The following is a 16,459-nucleotide window of genomic DNA, read 5'->3' on the forward strand; positions in this document are numbered from 1 at the left end:
TCCAAATTTTGAACGCTATTTAAATGCGTTTAAAGTACTCATAGGACGCATCGTATTCGGATTCCAAGCCCCCATCGTATAGCTTTGGAAATTAGCCGCTTCAGGTTCCCAGTAAAACACGCCTAATCCTCTGCCATTATTAACATTTTTCACATAGTTAATCATGGTCGAGACAATGTTCTGAGCATTGCTATCATTCCAGGAAGCCCCGATCTCGGTAATCATCACATCTTTGTTATAACGAGAAACCAAATAATTAAGGTTGCTATAACATGCCGATTCAGCTTGCTGCCACGTCATACCACTGGCAGTCGTCGGATAAATCGATGCTCCAATGATGTCATATTTCGCACCGTGGTCACCAATCCCATCAAATAGCCATTTCAGAACCGTACGGTCCTGACAGTTCGCCAAATGTACGATCACTTTGGCATCTGGGAACACATTTTTCACCGCATCATAGCCCGTATTAATCAAATAGGTGAAATTCTGCATATGCTTGGATGCCTTGCCATAAGGCCACATCATGCCATCATTAGTTTCATTACCGACCTGAACCCAAGTGGGCGTAATTCCGGCATCTTTGATCTCGGTCAGCGCATCATGGGTATACCACCACATCGCTTTCATCAACCCATTGAAATCATAGCTAGACCAAGCCGATGGCGTTGCCTGATGTCCCGGATCAGCCCAAGTATTACTGTAATGAAAATCCAGCATGATTTTCATACCGGCCGCTTTAGCTCGCTTCGCTTTATTAATTACATCATCAACATTATTGTAATAATTAGAATCGACCCAAAGTCTGAGTCGAATCGAATTAATACCGTATGACTTCAAGATTGCGAATAAATCCTGCTTATTCCCATTACTATTGTAAAAAGTATACCCAGAAGCTTCCATCTCAGAAACCCAACTTACATCAGCCCCTTTGGCCAGTGCCATTGCATTAGTATGTATAAACATAAAGCTGGCTGCTATTGTGCCCAATAGTCCTTTAGTGACGATTGATTTCATAAAAAATCCTTATCGATATAAATTTACTCTCACACATGAAATCTCAACTACGGGAAGCAACATCGAACGCATTCCAACAACATGAGTGCCGTCAAGGATAGAGAAAAATAGTATCTTATGAATGAGTCGCGTCACATTTCTGTAAACGTTTACATGTTTTTTTAGCCTAAACGCTACATAGGTCACATGTTGTCATATATAAAATTAGCCCTATCAATAGCAAGGATTAGAGCAGAATAAGAGGGGCAAGTAATTGAACAAAAAGGGAAACGTTTTCCCTTTTTATTGAGATCGAACAAAAAAGCCATCTGCAATGCAGATGGCTTTACCAGTCATAATCCATTTTGCTTGAAATTAAAATTTCACAACACCATTGGTGGCGACGGTTCTTCTATAAAACAAACCGAAAAATAGTAGCCTCATGCAATTTAGTCCAGATAAAAAACCGGTTTAAGTGCAGTTTCAATAGGACTGTTATCCTCATGACTCGGCATTATATCGCACATCATTGCCCACCAACGCTGGCAAACCTCAGTCTCAGCCATCTGACTCCAAAGTTGCTCGTCATCGATTTCAACGTAGGCAAATAACTGATGACTCGCTGGTTCTAAGAAAATACTGTAATGATGAGCACCATGCGCTTTCAACTCTTTGACCATGTCTGGCCAAATCTCATCATGGCGACGCTGATACTCGGCTTCACATCCGGGTTTAATTTGCATAATGGATGCCTGACGAATCATAATACCTCCTAAGCTTCAGCGGCCATACCAAGACCAACCACATTGGCCGCAATCACAATAACGATCATCCCCAAACATAGAATTCGGACCGGCCGAGATCCCACACCTTTCCATTCAGCTAAAGCCAAACCGACAATCCCTCCACAGAGTACATACATGCTCATGTGCAACATCCAGTTCACGAATGACAAACTATTTGGAATACTAGCCTGACCCCATGCATAGAAGAAAAACTGTAGGTACCACATGATCCCACCGGTGGCAGCCAATACCCCGTTGATAATCAAATTTTTCCAAGGGAATGAGAAATCATGACGAACAGATAATTCAGGTTTAATGGCTAGGCGGATAAAACAATAGGCAAAGTTAACTAAGGCGCCGCCTCCCATAATGATGCCGTAACTCGGCAACATAGCGTACAAAGGATCGATCCCAATATGCAGTGATTCGAGCCGAATCGGTTCTGCCGCACTTAAGCCAAATGCAAATCCGGCAGAAAAAATGCCACAAAATACCGCTAAAATAAGTCCTTTTTTCAGATTAAAATCAACCACCTGACTGCCTAAGGCCTGTTCTTTTTTATGTCCGGCATAAGTCACAATCGCGATCCCCACTAGCGCGATAATGATCCCTACCATCGTGATCTGGCCACTTCGAGTCGTCAGCAGGTGTAAAAAAGTCCCATTGATAATCGTCGGCATGATAGTGCCAACCACCAAGGTTACTCCAATGGCAATCCCAATCCCCAACGACATTCCCAGATAACGCATGGTTAAACCATAGTTAACGTTACCAATCCCCCACATCGCACCAAACAAAAACATTCCAAGGAATGCGTGGGAACTAATTTGTCCATAAAAACTAGAAAAATCAGGTACTAAAAACCAGGTCACAATCCACGGCAATAAAATCCAAGAAAAAAGTCCTGCAATTGCCCAGGTTGTCTCCCATGACCACTGTTTCACTTTACTAATAGGGGCATAAAACGATGCTGCTGATGCAGCCCCTACAGTGTGCCAGCCAATACCAGATATAATCGAAATCATAGTGAGCCTCTCTATATAATCATTGTTATACGGCGGAATAAACATTCCGCCGCTGGGGTACAGCTCGAATTATTCGTTCAACGCATCCTGATTCGGGGTAACCCCGAAACGTTTTCCTAATGCAACAAATTGTTCCTTACTGATCGTTTGTTTAACACCGCCCATGCTGTAGACTTTCACCATGACTTCCGCAGCTTTTTCAGCAGTATCAATTAAGCCAAAAGCATCATCCAAGGTTGGACCACTTCCAAACACGCCATGAAATGGCCATAACACCAGAGGATGATTTGACATCATTTCGGCCGTTGCCTGACCGATCTCATCCGTACCAGGGACCAACCAAGGCAACACACCAATTCCTTCAGGAAACACCACCAAGCACTCGGTTGATCCTTCCCATAACGTGCGAGTCATCGCCGCTGAAGTAGGTTTCACCACATAACTCAAGGCCAACAGATTCGTGGCATGACAGTGCATGATGACTTTGTTGGTGCCATTACTTGCACTTAAGCGAGCGGTATGAGACAGCAGATGAGCTGACATTTCTGACGTAGGTAATGATTGATTTTCAAGCCCCCAGAGAATTCGATAATTCTGACCGGTAGCATCGATATGAATCAGACCGATATTGCCGGCAGGATCCAGTTCCACATTGCGGAAAAATTTACCGGAGCCGGTAATGAGTACATACCGTCCAGCCAATGCCGGTGTCGGAGATGGCATGGGATAATCCCGATTTCCCTGCACTTGATCCAAATAGGGCGCTAACTCATCGTCATCCACCAATAAACTGATATTGCCGCCATTACGTTCATCCCAACCTTTGATCCATGCATCATGGGTGGCTTTACACATAGCCTGGACGAATGGGGATTGTTCAATTGATAAGGTGCTACTCATATTAACCTCGAGCCTCTAAAACTTGCTGTTCGTATTGTTTCACTTGGGCTAGCCATTGCTGACCAACCGGAATATTTTCGCTGGCACACACATAGTCCCAGACCGCTTGCCAAGGCATACTCTTCGCTTCTTCAAGCAATGCCAGACGAGAGGTGTAATCACCCTGTTGTTCCAGTGTTCTGAGTTTTTCAGTAGGTTCCAGCAATGCGTTAAGCAGTGCTTTTTTCATATTGCGCGTACCAATCACCCACGCAGCGATACGGTTGATTGAGGCATCAAAGAAATCCAGACCAATGTGCACACGATCAAGCAACTTATTACGGATGATTTCCGAGGCAATCGCTTTGGTTTCAGTATCCAGCAGGACGACATGATCACTGTCCCAACGAACCGGACGGCTGACGTGTAACAACAGTTGATCGACATATAGTGAAACGGCTGAAATTTTGTCGCTGATCACTTCTGTCGGATGGAAATGGCCTGCATCTAAACACAAAGCAATATGGCGGCTAGCGGCGTAACCTAAACAGAACTCATTAGAGCCGACGGTGTAAGATTCCAGTCCGACCCCGAATAATTTACTTTCCAACGCATCGATGTGATAACGGGGATCGATGCGTTCACTGATAATTTCATCCAGAGCTTCCATCATTCGCATTCTGGGAGCGAGTCGATCAATTGGGAGATCTTTCATGCCATCTGGGATCCAGATATTCATCACGGACGGTGTTCCCAAGGCTTCGCCGAAATAAGCGGAAACATGGCGGCTGGCTTTACAGTGATCAATCCAGAACTGGCGCGTTTTATCATCCTGATGAGAAAGCGTGAATCCATCACCGCTTAATGGATGAGAAAAACAAGTCGGGTTAAAATCTAAGCCGATTTGTTGCTGTTTGGCCCAATTCACCCAGTTCGAGAAATGTTCCGGCTGGATTTTATCCCGAGCCACGGCACCATCAGCTTCTAAGTAGATCGCGTGTAAATTGAGCCGTTTCGCACCCGGGATCAATTTCATCGCAAATTCGAGATCCTGCCGCAATTGCTGAGCATTTTGAGCTTTGCCCGGATAGTTCCCTGTAGTCTGGATCCCACCACTTAATGATTTGGCATTTTTCTCGAAACCGATCACATCATCACCTTGCCAGCAATGCATCGAGACCGGGATTTTAGCGAGAGCCTGAATCGCCTGAGCAACATCAACCCCTTGTTCCTGATAGCGTTCGCAAGCGATCTGATAGGCTTTTTCTACATCTTGGTTCATATTAATTCCTCCGATTTAAGTTCTAACGATGCCATTGCAGGCAATGCGTTAAATCGCGCTTGAGCAGCTGCTAATCCAATACATTGCTGGGGGCGATAGTGTTGCTGTGGGAAATTTTGGGCGATGACTTGTCGAAGTTGACGATCATCTTCAATCGCACCTAATCCCATAAGTTGATAACCGATATTGCCAAGTGCCGATGCTTCATCCGGACCGGCAAATACCGGTTTTTGGCAAACATTGGCACACAACTGGTTTAAGAAAGTGTTCTTCGATCCACCACCAACCACGTGGATTTCACTAATCTGGCACTCACAAGCGGTTTCAATTTGCCGCAAACTCTGCCAATAACTCAGTGCTAAACTATCCAAAACACACCGAGTTAACGCATAGACCGATTCCGGTACAGTTTGATTCGTCGCCTGACAATAATCTTGAATGGCCTGAGTCATCGAATCTGGATGCACAAAGACCGGATGATTGGGATCGATCAAGCTGGTAAATAAGGGATACTGAGCAGCTCGGTCAGTTAACGCTTCAACCGTCAGTTCAGGGTTTTCAGCCAACAGCCCTTGAACCAACCACATGCCCATGACATTTTTTAAAATCCGATAATGGCCATTGGCTCCGCCCTCATTGGTCAAATTAGCCTGGCGAGCCATCGCCGATGTACAAGGCTGTTCCCGTTCAACCCCGATTAACGACCATGTTCCGGAACTAATATAAGCACTGGTCGAACTACGTAACGGAGTCGCCGCTACGGCGGCTGCTGTATCATGTGTTGGGGGGCTGATCACTGGAATTTGCTGACCATTAGGCGCTTGCCAAGTCCCGATTTGTTCGCCGGGAAAACGAACTTCACCTAACCAATCCGGGTCAATCTGGGCGGCTTGTAACAGGTTGGGAGCCCAATCCCGTGCGTCTACATCCAACAAGCCACTAGTACTGGCATTGGTGTATTCCCAATGCGGTTCCCCAGTTAAGCGATAGTGCAGATAATCAGGGATCATCAATACTTGATGAATGGATTCTGAATGAATGAATGGATCATCAGCTTGCGCTTTAAATTGAAAAATACTGTTGAACGGCTGAAACTGGATCCCGGTCTGCTGGTAAAGCTGCGCTTCACCGATTTGCTGCAGCAATTGCTGACTCACTTCGCAGGTGCGATCATCCCGATATGCGATCGCCGGTCCGATACGCTGCCCTTCTGAATCAAGACAAACATAATCGACACCCCAAGAATCAATACCCAGTGAATTAAGAGTAATATCACCTTGATTTAATAATTGATTCAGACCATCTTTAATTTCTTTTTCTAAATGATCAATATCCCAACATAAATGCCCATGTTCCAAAACCAATTGGTTTTTAAATCGATGAATCTCCCGAAATAATAAAGATTGGTTATCTTTGTCAAATATTCCGAGAATAACTCGACCACTGGATGCACCTAGATCAATAGCAGCGACATAATAATGCATATTTATTATCCATTTACATTTCACTTGTCTGTAATATAAATGGCTAATTAATCGTATTCCTTTTAGATAAGGACATTTCAAATCAGAATCTGTCGATAATATTAAGATTCTGCAAAACATATTATTTTCGTGATATATATCACACCGGTCCAGTTCGCTCTTATTTTTATTTAATTGTTCGCTTAGTGATAGCTATCACAGACAATTATTAGAATATAAAATATAACAGGCGACGCATAATGAATATAACAGTCATATTCAGAGGTGAACCAATGCTTACTACACAACTAAGTTGTTCATCATTCTTCCCAGAGAATAATGGCGTCGATATATTAGCCCGGGCACCTCAACCCGAATTCCCGGTCCATAGCCATGAATTTTATGAATTAGTCTTAGTTCTATCGGGCTCAGCGATCCATATTGTGGATGGGATTGCCTCACCGATAGCTAGAGGCAGTATCTTCTATCTTAGCCGTTCAGAGCTGGAACATTGCTATGTGAACATGGATAATCTTTGCCTCACAAATGTGTTACTGAACCCGGAACAGTTTAAGGATAACTCGCTGTGCGATATTCTGGATCACTCATTTGTGCCCAACCAGGGACAATTTTTTATAAATGATGAGACCATCCATTATTGCCATAAATTGCTACAACTGATCAAAGAAGAAAATGTGCATCATGATCAATATGGAAATTATATGATTACTAACTTATTAAATCAGTTAGCAATTACCTTATGGCGAAACACTCACAATAGTGAACTACTTGATGCAGACGTAAATAAAATACTGTTAATTGTTAAGTATATCCATGAAAATTATAATTGTTCTATCAACTGGCCAGAATTAAGTGATAAATATAATATATCATTTAAAACACTCACTCGGAAAATGAAAAGTTTAATGGGGATTACTCCCAATTCTTATTTAAATCGAGTTCGATTATGTCAGTCATCTCGATTATTAAAAGATAAAAAGATACCCGTTACCCAAGTTGCCTTTGAATGCGGATTTAATGATAGCAATTATTTTTCATATAAGTTTCATGAGCTTTTTGGAACAACTCCAATTAAATATCGCCATCAATTCTTTGATATTTAGACACGTTTTATTTAAATCTGTCCATAACATTAAGGCATTCATTATTTATTTATCTATTTTAACCTTATTTAATCTATTAAAAGGATCTCTTCTATGAGTTTTGCTTTATGTTTACCTAAAATTAGCTTAAGCGGCCCTCAAGCTCTATCAGCATTTGTTGAACAATTGGCTGCAAAGCCATTTAGAAAACCATTAATCGTGACCGAACAGGCTCTGATTGAACTATCACTGATTGAACCGCTGCTCAGCTTACTCAAAGAACACGGATTTGACCCCATTACTTTTAGTCATGTTTGCGCCAACCCAACCGACCATGTCGTCGATGAAGCCGTCAGTGCATACCGCCAGAGAGGATGCGATATGATCATCGGCTTTGGTGGGGGGAGCTCCATGGATACGGCAAAAGTTGTTCGGGCCTTGATCGCTTGTCCGGATAAAACTGTCTATGACTTGGAAGGTATTGGCCATATCGGTCAAGAAGGCCCGCTGCTGGGTTGTATCAGTACCACTTCAGGAACCGCCGCAGAAGTGACCAGTAATGCCGTGGTAACCGATACCCGTCGCCATGTTAAAATGGTTATTATCGACTCGGCGATCATCCCAGATTTTGCCGTCAATGACCCTTCATTAATGGTTAGTTTACCGGCATCAGTCACTGCGGCAACAGGAATGGATGCCCTCACTCATGCTATTGAAGCCTATGTTTCAACAGCAGCACATCCTCTTACGGATCATAGTGCGCTAGCTGCAATTGAAACCATTGCTAAAGCACTACCAGACACCGTCGCACATGGCAATGACGTCCAGTTACGGGAAAAAATGGCCAATGGACAATACTTAGCTGGGATGGCCTTTAACAGTGCTGGTTTAGGGCTGGTCCATTCACTAGCCCATCAACCGGGAGCAACCCATAACCTTGCTCACGGTGTCTGTAACGCAATTTTATTACCTGTGCTATGTCGCTTTAATCTTGAAGTCAAAGCCGAACGCTTTGCCCGGATTGCCACAGCCATGGGAGTCGATACCCAAAATATGAGTACTCAACAAGCCGCAGCCGCAGCTGTCGACGCCATTGAAGCACTCTCAAAACAGGTTGGGATCCCAGCAGGCTTATCAGCATTAGGGATCAAAGAAGACGATATTGAACAGTGGATTGAACCTGCGCTAGCGGACCCTTGCGGCGGTACGGCGCCCCGTCCGGTCACAGCCGATCAGGTTCGTCAGTTATATCGTGAAGCACTGTAAACACAGTTAAATTCTCTTGGCTTGTGATACTCCCTAACAGGCCAGGAGAATGACACTTCATTAAATTCAGCCCATAAAAATTTGCCTCGAACGCTTACGCATTCGGGGCAATTTATACAATCACGACTTCTAAATCGGGAATTATATCGATCCTTTGTGGCTTCTGTGAGCCAGAGCCGGAAAAGGTGATTCGATTGATGGGGCCGGCCTCTAGACCAAATTCAATGAATAAATCTTTGCGCTGTGCTTTTTCAGTCTTGATAGCGAGTGATTCAAATGCCGAAATACCATAAATGCCTCCTTGAGACTGCTGAAATTCTGACTGCAAACGATTTTTCCAACCCGCTGTATCAAAATGATATTTGACCAAAAAACGGTAGGGAACACATGTTGCTCTTCCACGGTAATCGTCGTATGGGCGGTTGACTGTTCACCCACTCGACAACTAAAGCCATTGGCGACCAAATATTCCTGACACGCCAGTTCTGAACCGTTAACTGCAAAGGCGATTCCACTCAATCCACTATAGTGGGTATGACTCACGCCAAACCGCTTGCGAAATTGAATAAACTCAATATTAATATCGCCAAAATTAACTCCTGCACTGGAATAATCCGGAGTGTCAATCAATGCCCAGGCTAGGGGCAACCCCAATTGTGCCGCGATATCAATAGCAACCGACTCAGGTTGATCGACTTCAATCATCAAGTGATCTAATTTAAACATATATCCCCTTTGCATTTAGCAACTCTTAATCTATCCCCTTTAAACATGATTCCAATCAAACCGAGATTGAATGCAATGCCTCTGCATAGGGAAATAATCACGCATCACGGCATGATGAACGCTGTGATAAAAGAATGTCCATCAATCGGGAACATTGCAAGCTTGATAGCGTCTCATTTAGATTACCCGATTCACCATCATTGCGCATACTCATCACAATGCCGTTTCATCCAATCGCCGATTCTGGTAGTAATAAGTTTGATCATGTTCATTGATGTCACGTAAAACACGACAGGGATTTCCCACTGCAACCACATTTGGGGGGATATCTTTGGTGACGACACTACCAGCCCCAATCACTGAGTTTTCACCAACCGTAATTCCCGGCAAAATAACAGCGTTAGCACCAATCCAAACATTATTTTCAATTTTCACCGGAATATTAAATTGAGCCACTCGCCTCCTTAATGCCGGATCAATGGGATGACCCGCAGTGGCTATCGTGACATTAGGTCCAATCATGACATAGTCACCAATATAGATATGCGTGTCATCTACTAGCGTTAGATTAAAGTTCGCATACACATTTTTGCCCAAATGGGTGTGAATTCCCCAATTGGCTTGTAAAGGCGGCTCGATATAACAGTTCTCCCCCATTTCAGCAAACAGTGATTGCAGGATTGCTTGCCGTCTATGCATCTCAGTGGGACGCGTGTGATTAAAATCATAAAGTACATCCAAACATTCCATCTGCTTTGCAGCCAACTGATCATCATTACAGCAGTAGACCTTTTGACTATGCAATCGGGCTTCAATATCCATAACATCCTCTCAATACAGGGCAATAAATTTAAGACTCAAAGTACCCTATTTTAAATCTGTTCGCTTAAGCAACTGATCACAATACCGTTCGACCCAATTAATAATCGTCATAAAAGTACGTCTTAAATTTGCTTCGTTGACTGTAACGGACACAACATTGCTGAATGAATCACTGAATGAAGCGAATTTTTTTACTAAATATCCAATGTTCGACTACCTTCAATAAAGGGAAAATAATCGATAGAAGGAATCCGCATGAAACATCAATTGATAAGATTATTTACACTATGTTCTAGTCTGTTTGGCTGCTTGTTGATGCTGAACGTTGCTTTAGCGGAGCAAGCTCCCGTATCGGTTCAAAAGATTGTACCTATGCTGCAATCATGGGGAAGTGATCCCGCTCTAGTCGCAGCAGTCAAAGCCCAAAATAACGAAAATTTGTCACTGGATACCATTAAAGCGCGTGATAAAACCTGGATCGCAACCTCTGATGTCGATAGTTTTATGGCTTCATTAATGAATAATAATGCAGCTAAGCGATTGATGGAGCTAGAGAAAAGTAAGCCTTACTTCGTTGAATTGTTTCTGATGGATAATCAGGGTGCCAATGTTGCCATGACCAATAAAACGTCTGATTACTGGCAGGGTGATGAAGATAAATTCATTAAATCCTACAGTAACGGCACTGGGAGCGTATATATCAGTGACGTCGAATATGATGACAGTACCTTAGCCTATCTCGCCCAAATCTCCATCCCGATCCTCGATCAAGGCAAAGCAATTGGAGCTCTCACTATCGGGATTAACTTAGATCAATTAGAAAGCAATTAATTGCATACCCTGTTGACTCAAACGATTGGGTATTTCACAGGGTTACGCTACATGAGATCAGGTCAGATGTTTGGAGGATGCGGATGAATTTTTTCTTCAATTTGGGGATCCGTTGGAAATTAACGTTACCACTGGTTGTTGTGATTATATTGGTGCTGATTCTAGCTGGTCGAAGTTTGTACTCAGAAAATCTGCAAGCCAAAGCCATTTCCACAGTCACAACAGATGAGATACCTTCACTTAATCTAGTGCAACAGGCGGACCGCGATTTTCATCAGGCATTAGTTGCCGAGCGAAGTATGCTGATGCTGCGGGTCGGTAGTGAGCAATATCAGTTGATGCAGAAAATGCATCAGGAAAATATTCTTCAGGTTGAAGAACGGATCAAAAAAATGGCGAGTTATACGCAAGCTGATGAAATTCGCCAGTTATTGGATCAGTTCTGGAAAGTCTACCCTCAATGGCGAGAAATGACTGAGCGTATCGCTAAAGAACGAGACAGTGACACACGTCAGGGACGAAGTAGCGCAATTGGATTGTCATATAAAGAGGGAGAACAACTTTTTAATGAAAGCCGAGGCTATTTAGATCAAATATCAGACATCATTATTGCACATGCGAATCAACGTTCAGAACAACTGGCTGAATTGCATCAAAATTATCGCTATGGTCAGTTGATCTTACTGGGTATTTCGCTTGTGGTCTGTCTATGGGTTTTGATTTTCTTCCCTTCATTAATCACCAAGGATCTGGGACAAATTATTCAGCGAGTTAAAATTCTAGCCCAGGGAGGAGGTGACCTGACCCAACGAATAGCGATTAGTCGAAAAGACGAATTAGGTCAACTCGGACACTATCTTGATCAGTTTATTATTCAGCTTAATGCCTTGGTCAAAGAGGTGATCGACAGTGTTCAACGCAGCGATGATGAGGTCAAAAGCCTAGATCGCATGTCCCATCAAACACGGCTATCACTTCAAAAACAAACGGATTCCGTTCGAGAAGTCAATCATGCCAGTCGAGAAATGAATGAAGCCATTCAAGCCGTCTCTGAAAGTACCAGTGAGGCTGCACTAGCCGCTGAACATGCCCATGATAATGCGACCAAAGGTCAAGGACAAGTTGAGACCACCCGGAATAATATCGAAACGTTAAACAGTAGCGTAGTCGAAGCTGTGAATGCGATTTCGCGTATTGAGGAAGTCACAACCCAGATAGGTTCTGTCTTAACGGTGATCAGTGGCATTGCAGAACAAACCAATCTATTAGCACTCAATGCTGCAATTGAAGCAGCCCGAGCCGGTGAGTCAGGTCGGGGATTTGCCGTTGTGGCCGATGAAGTAAGAGCATTGGCCGGGAAAACTCAGCTTTCAACCGATGATGTCAAAGAGATGATCAGTAATCTGAATCAGAGTGTGCAAGCTGCTGTATCGACAATGAAAGAGGCCTCTGACCGAGCCCTATTAACCCGAGATTCCAGTGAAGAGACGAAACAAGCCATTGATGCAATGATGGTATCTATTATTCAAATGACAGAATTAGCCACCCATATTGCAGAGGTGACCAATGAGCAACGCCAAAGCGCAGAATCCGTACAAAATCACATTACTGAAATCGAAGGCATTGCGCAAAACAGCGCCGATCAGGCGGCTCAGGTCGATCAATCCTGTACGAAACTTGCCGAGTTACACCGGCAATTGAATCTCATTACCGATAAATTTACCGTTTAATCCCTGGCAAACGGCCATATGAATAATCGCCTCCCGATCTGAGCGCATGATTGGGGCGGTTAATCTTTCGTAATTATTTTTGAAAAAATTTGAGCCTGATTTGAGCTAAAAAAATCTAGCTCAAATCTAATCTGACGGCGACACCAAAAAATGGGTAACTGTCAGATCAGATCTGAGCTAGTACAAATAAGGACTATTTGAATAAATCTCTTAAATGGCGTTCATAGTTTTTAACGTCATTTTCTATATCTGGATTTTTAACCACATCATGCGCGGCAAATCCGGGGACTGATTCAAAGCCGTTAAACTGGTATGCTTTGTGTACCCACATAAATAATTGATCAATGGTAACACCTTCGAAAAACTCCTCAGGATTAAACGCATTAACGGGTGCATTTAACGTTACCGAAAGCATCACTTGCTTCCCTTGTGCCAGCCCGCCAGAACCATAAATTTTACTTGGATCACGTCTTGTACGCCCATCATCTTTCGCTAATTTTGTTGTCGCAAGACCCACATTAAACACTTCATCGATATACTTTTTAAATGTCCAAGGCGTGGACATCCAATATAACGGAGTTTGAACAATCACAATATCCGCCCATAGATGTTTATCTACCTCAGCGTTGGGTTCATATCCCCTATCAACAATGGTCGTTTTTATCTCATATCCCAGAGATTCCAATGTTGACTGCGCCACTTGGGCAAATAAATGATTTAGTTTTCCCTCAGCCCAACCTTCATATCGCTGATGTGCATTAATAATTAATGCATGTTTCATAACAACACTCACCATATTAACAACAAAAATACAAAAAAATCGACGTTTTAACATCACTAATTTTTGATTATACCCTTGTCATCAAACGAATAAAGTTATTCGGAATGAAACGATTACGTTCAAAGGCCTCTTCTTAGCGTTGTTGGATTCTTATTCAATCAGATTGCAGAACTGCCCTTCTCGCTCATTTTGAGCCATAACCGATACCGAGGTAGCATCTTTCCCAATTAAGGCTTCTGTATCACTGTAACAAACGTTTTTTATCAACATCTGTTACTTAGCATGCATGGGAAAAACAACTATCTTCTAACTTAAAGATAATAAAAGTTAGATAACAATAAACTGAATATCAGTTTTCTAGCTATTTGTATTAACCATCAAGAATAATAAAAGAAAGGTCGTATCGATACATAAGATACTTATATATTTATAAGAATGATGCGCTCAATAATCATTTTTGCATACTATATAAGGATGGCTAGAATCACAATAATAGTGTAGATATCATGGCTTTTATGGTTATTATTTATCTATGATTTAATCAAATCCATAAAGTAACACATTTATCGATAGATGGATGCATCATACAACGTATTGCATCCGAGTTAATTTATTGTGACTAAATTTATTTAACTTATAAAAATAGCTGATTTAGCACTAAGACTATCATCAGCTACTTAAATTATACTCAAAATATTTGAGTTAATTAAAACCAGGGTTTCTTCCCGGTGACATAAATTCGTTCAAATTCTTCATCTGATTTAGTCAGATAGATAATGAATTCGATAAACGCGATAATCCCAATAATCATCGATGGAATGCCGATTAAAATAAAGCCAAACAAGAATATCAACAACATGATAACACCTTGTTTTGTATAGCCAAGATAGAATTTATGCGCACCAAATCCACCTAAGAAAAAGGCTAAAATAGCTGCAGCAATTTTCTTAGAAGAACCATTTCCAGATGAAATCATATAAATGGATGTAGCTTGTTCACCATTTACTGAAAAATCAACTTTAGTACCTGACTTAGGTAGCGATCCTCCATTCCATTGTTCCATATCGAGTGAATACCGATTGCCATCTTCACCCGAAATAATTCCTGTCCGAGTTGATTCATTAAATTCAAGGATAGTACCTTTCATTTATTACTCCTGAGCCCTAATTAGAGTGTCTATTTTAGATTTTGATTTTTACCATAATTAAGATGAAAGTCCAGTTTAAATAGATATTAGGTATAAAAATAGATTATCTTCCAGCATCACCCATAAATATGCATGCTACATACAATTACATAAATTAAAATTAAAAATATTTCTATTTATAATAAAATATCATTATATTATACTAAGCCGTTCTTCTCTCTGATATCGATAAAAGAGTGGTATCTACAAGTATACTTATATAGCGTAGCTGCACTCATTCCACCTAAAAATATTTTCATCATTAGCATTTAAATGATACCTCCGCAAGATATTTTTATTTCATCAAAACGTGATAAATCTCACGCCTTTTTTATAGATGTAGCCTACTTTATATTTTGAAACATCGTTCTTTAAAAAAGATATCTTTGTTTTATTTTTATAATCACTTGCTGTTTGATTCTGCTACATGGGCGCAAGGCCCATCACATTTATTATGGAGAGATTATGGATAACCATTTTCCTTTAAAATTAGGATATTGCTCAATTGCACTGCTTGGAGCAATGTCATGGAGTCAAGTTTATGCAGCCAATGCCGTAGATGGCTACGCATCAATGAATGGTGGAACCGTTGGAGGACAAGGAGGACAGGTCGTCTATGCCTCAACCGGAACCCAAATCAACCAAGCTATGTGTAATCGAGCCACAGATGATACACCGTTAATCATCTATGTCTCTGGTACGATTAATCATGCCAATACCACTCAAGCTCGTGGGAGTTGTGATACCACCGATAGTGAAATTCAGTTTAAACGGGTCAGTCATATTTCATTAATCGGAACAGGTAATGGTGCCCTATTCGATGAAATCGGGATCCACCTGCGAGAAGCATCCAATATTATTATCCGCAATGTTCACATCCGTAACGTTAAAAAATCAGGCTCCCCTATTTCTAATGGAGGCGATGCCATTGGATTAGAAAAAGATGTACATAATGTCTGGATTGATCACAATGAATTGGAAGCCTCTGGGGGAGAAAAAGATGGATATGATTCCTTAATTGACATGAAAAACCATACTCAATATGTCACTGTTTCCTATAACTATTTACATCATTCTGGCCGTGGTGGATTAATTGGCCACAGTGATAGTGATACCGAAAACGGCTATGTGACCTTCCATCATAATATTTATGGCCAAGTTGATTCACGAATGCCGCTACTGCGCTTCGGGACAGTCCACGCTTACAACAACTACTATGTTGATATGAGCAAATCGGGTATGAATCCCCGAATTGGAGGGCAAATTAAAGCTCAGAATAACTATTTCAAAAACGCACAAAATCCTATCGGAACTTTCTATACCGATGATATGGGATACTGGGATATCAGTGGTAACGTGTTTGACAATGTTACATGGCTGAGCAATTCAACCAACCATCCTGCAGGCCCAAATCCATACTCCACAACCTCTATTTCCATTCCTTATAACTATTCGTTGGATAATGCCAGTTGTCTACCCACTTTGTTGCCACAGGTGGCAGGGGATACAACTAACCTAGCCTCTTCAGACGGCCATTGTGGCGTTGTTCATTAATCATCGAATAGAAATAGTAGTCTTGTGAAT

General features: G+C 41.9%; 14 protein-coding genes and 1 pseudogene. 5 read left to right on the forward strand and 10 right to left on the reverse strand.

The window, feature by feature from the left end:
* Nucleotides 1–15: 15 nt before the first annotated feature.
* The 6 genes from ABUE20_RS01690 to rhaB form a co-directional block, all read right to left on the reverse strand.
* The gene (locus ABUE20_RS01690; protein WP_408618081.1) at nucleotides 16–1,017 is read right to left on the reverse strand and encodes a glycoside hydrolase family 53 protein; all 1,002 of its coding nucleotides are present in this window, start codon (nucleotides 1,015–1,017) and stop codon (nucleotides 16–18) included.
* Nucleotides 1,018–1,445: 428 nt separating this feature from the next.
* Entirely contained in the window at nucleotides 1,446–1,760 is a 315-nt protein-coding gene (gene rhaM / locus ABUE20_RS01695) for an L-rhamnose mutarotase (protein WP_408618082.1), read from the reverse strand.
* An 8-nt stretch (nucleotides 1,761–1,768) separates the two neighbouring features.
* Nucleotides 1,769–2,806, reverse strand: a complete 1,038-nt coding sequence (rhaT, locus tag ABUE20_RS01700; protein ID WP_408618083.1) for an L-rhamnose/proton symporter RhaT — start codon at nucleotides 2,804–2,806, stop codon at nucleotides 1,769–1,771.
* A gap of 69 nt (nucleotides 2,807–2,875) precedes the next feature.
* Nucleotides 2,876–3,706, reverse strand: coding sequence for a rhamnulose-1-phosphate aldolase (rhaD, locus tag ABUE20_RS01705; protein WP_408618084.1), 831 nt, complete (start codon nucleotides 3,704–3,706; stop codon nucleotides 2,876–2,878).
* A 1-nt stretch (nucleotide 3,707) separates the two neighbouring features.
* Nucleotides 3,708–4,967 carry an L-rhamnose isomerase gene (locus ABUE20_RS01710; protein ID WP_408618085.1) on the reverse strand — a complete coding sequence of 420 codons (1,260 nt, stop codon included), beginning with the start codon at nucleotides 4,965–4,967 and terminating at the stop codon, nucleotides 3,708–3,710.
* Nucleotides 4,964–6,451: a rhamnulokinase gene (gene rhaB / locus ABUE20_RS01715; RefSeq protein WP_408618086.1), complete on the reverse strand. Its 1,488-nt coding sequence runs from the start codon at nucleotides 6,449–6,451 to the stop codon at nucleotides 4,964–4,966. The genes ABUE20_RS01710 and rhaB overlap by 4 nt, the downstream gene beginning before the upstream one ends.
* 272 nt (nucleotides 6,452–6,723) lie before the next feature.
* Here rhaB and ABUE20_RS01720 point away from each other — a divergent pair, with 272 nt between their 5' ends.
* Together ABUE20_RS01720 and ABUE20_RS01725 are read left to right on the forward strand one after the other, a co-directional pair.
* Nucleotides 6,724–7,554 carry a helix-turn-helix domain-containing protein gene (locus ABUE20_RS01720; RefSeq protein WP_408618087.1) on the forward strand — a complete coding sequence of 277 codons (831 nt, stop codon included), beginning with the start codon at nucleotides 6,724–6,726 and terminating at the stop codon, nucleotides 7,552–7,554.
* A gap of 93 nt (nucleotides 7,555–7,647) precedes the next feature.
* Complete coding sequence (locus tag ABUE20_RS01725; protein ID WP_408618088.1) at nucleotides 7,648–8,799, forward strand: iron-containing alcohol dehydrogenase; 1,152 nt, start codon at nucleotides 7,648–7,650, stop codon at nucleotides 8,797–8,799.
* A gap of 210 nt (nucleotides 8,800–9,009) precedes the next feature.
* On the opposite strand, the gene ABUE20_RS01730 is transcribed toward ABUE20_RS01725, so the two are convergent.
* On the reverse strand, nucleotides 9,010–9,525 hold the full coding sequence (locus ABUE20_RS01730) for a hypothetical protein (RefSeq protein ID WP_408618089.1): 516 nt from the start codon (nucleotides 9,523–9,525) through the stop codon (nucleotides 9,010–9,012).
* 213 nt (nucleotides 9,526–9,738) lie between these two features.
* Nucleotides 9,739–10,347: a sugar O-acetyltransferase gene (locus ABUE20_RS01735; protein ID WP_408618090.1), complete on the reverse strand. Its 609-nt coding sequence runs from the start codon at nucleotides 10,345–10,347 to the stop codon at nucleotides 9,739–9,741.
* Nucleotides 10,348–10,602: 255 nt separating this feature from the next.
* On the opposite strand from ABUE20_RS01735, the gene ABUE20_RS01740 reads away from it, so the two are divergent.
* Together ABUE20_RS01740 and ABUE20_RS01745 are read left to right on the forward strand one after the other, a co-directional pair.
* On the forward strand, nucleotides 10,603–11,178 hold the full coding sequence (locus tag ABUE20_RS01740) for a cache domain-containing protein (protein ID WP_408618091.1): 576 nt from the start codon (nucleotides 10,603–10,605) through the stop codon (nucleotides 11,176–11,178).
* Between the two features lie 83 nt (nucleotides 11,179–11,261).
* Nucleotides 11,262–12,908 carry a methyl-accepting chemotaxis protein gene (locus tag ABUE20_RS01745; protein WP_408618092.1) on the forward strand — a complete coding sequence of 549 codons (1,647 nt, stop codon included), beginning with the start codon at nucleotides 11,262–11,264 and terminating at the stop codon, nucleotides 12,906–12,908.
* 193 nt (nucleotides 12,909–13,101) lie between these two features.
* Here the strand turns inward: ABUE20_RS01745 and ABUE20_RS01750 are convergent, their stop codons facing one another.
* Nucleotides 13,102–13,689, reverse strand: coding sequence for an NAD(P)H-dependent oxidoreductase (locus ABUE20_RS01750; RefSeq protein ID WP_408618093.1), 588 nt, complete (start codon nucleotides 13,687–13,689; stop codon nucleotides 13,102–13,104).
* A gap of 706 nt (nucleotides 13,690–14,395) precedes the next feature.
* Nucleotides 14,396–14,836, reverse strand: coding sequence for a TM2 domain-containing protein (locus ABUE20_RS01755; protein ID WP_408618094.1), 441 nt, complete (start codon nucleotides 14,834–14,836; stop codon nucleotides 14,396–14,398).
* 561 nt (nucleotides 14,837–15,397) lie between these two features.
* Between ABUE20_RS01755 and ABUE20_RS01760 the strand changes: the two are divergent.
* Nucleotides 15,398–16,417 (forward strand): annotated as a pseudogene (locus ABUE20_RS01760) (pectate lyase family protein); the annotation flags it as partial.
* Between the last annotated feature and the right edge of the window lie 42 nt (nucleotides 16,418–16,459).

The organism is Celerinatantimonas marina (genome assembly GCF_046054165.1).
In the GTDB taxonomy this organism is placed as follows: Bacteria; Pseudomonadota; Gammaproteobacteria; order Enterobacterales; family Celerinatantimonadaceae; genus Celerinatantimonas.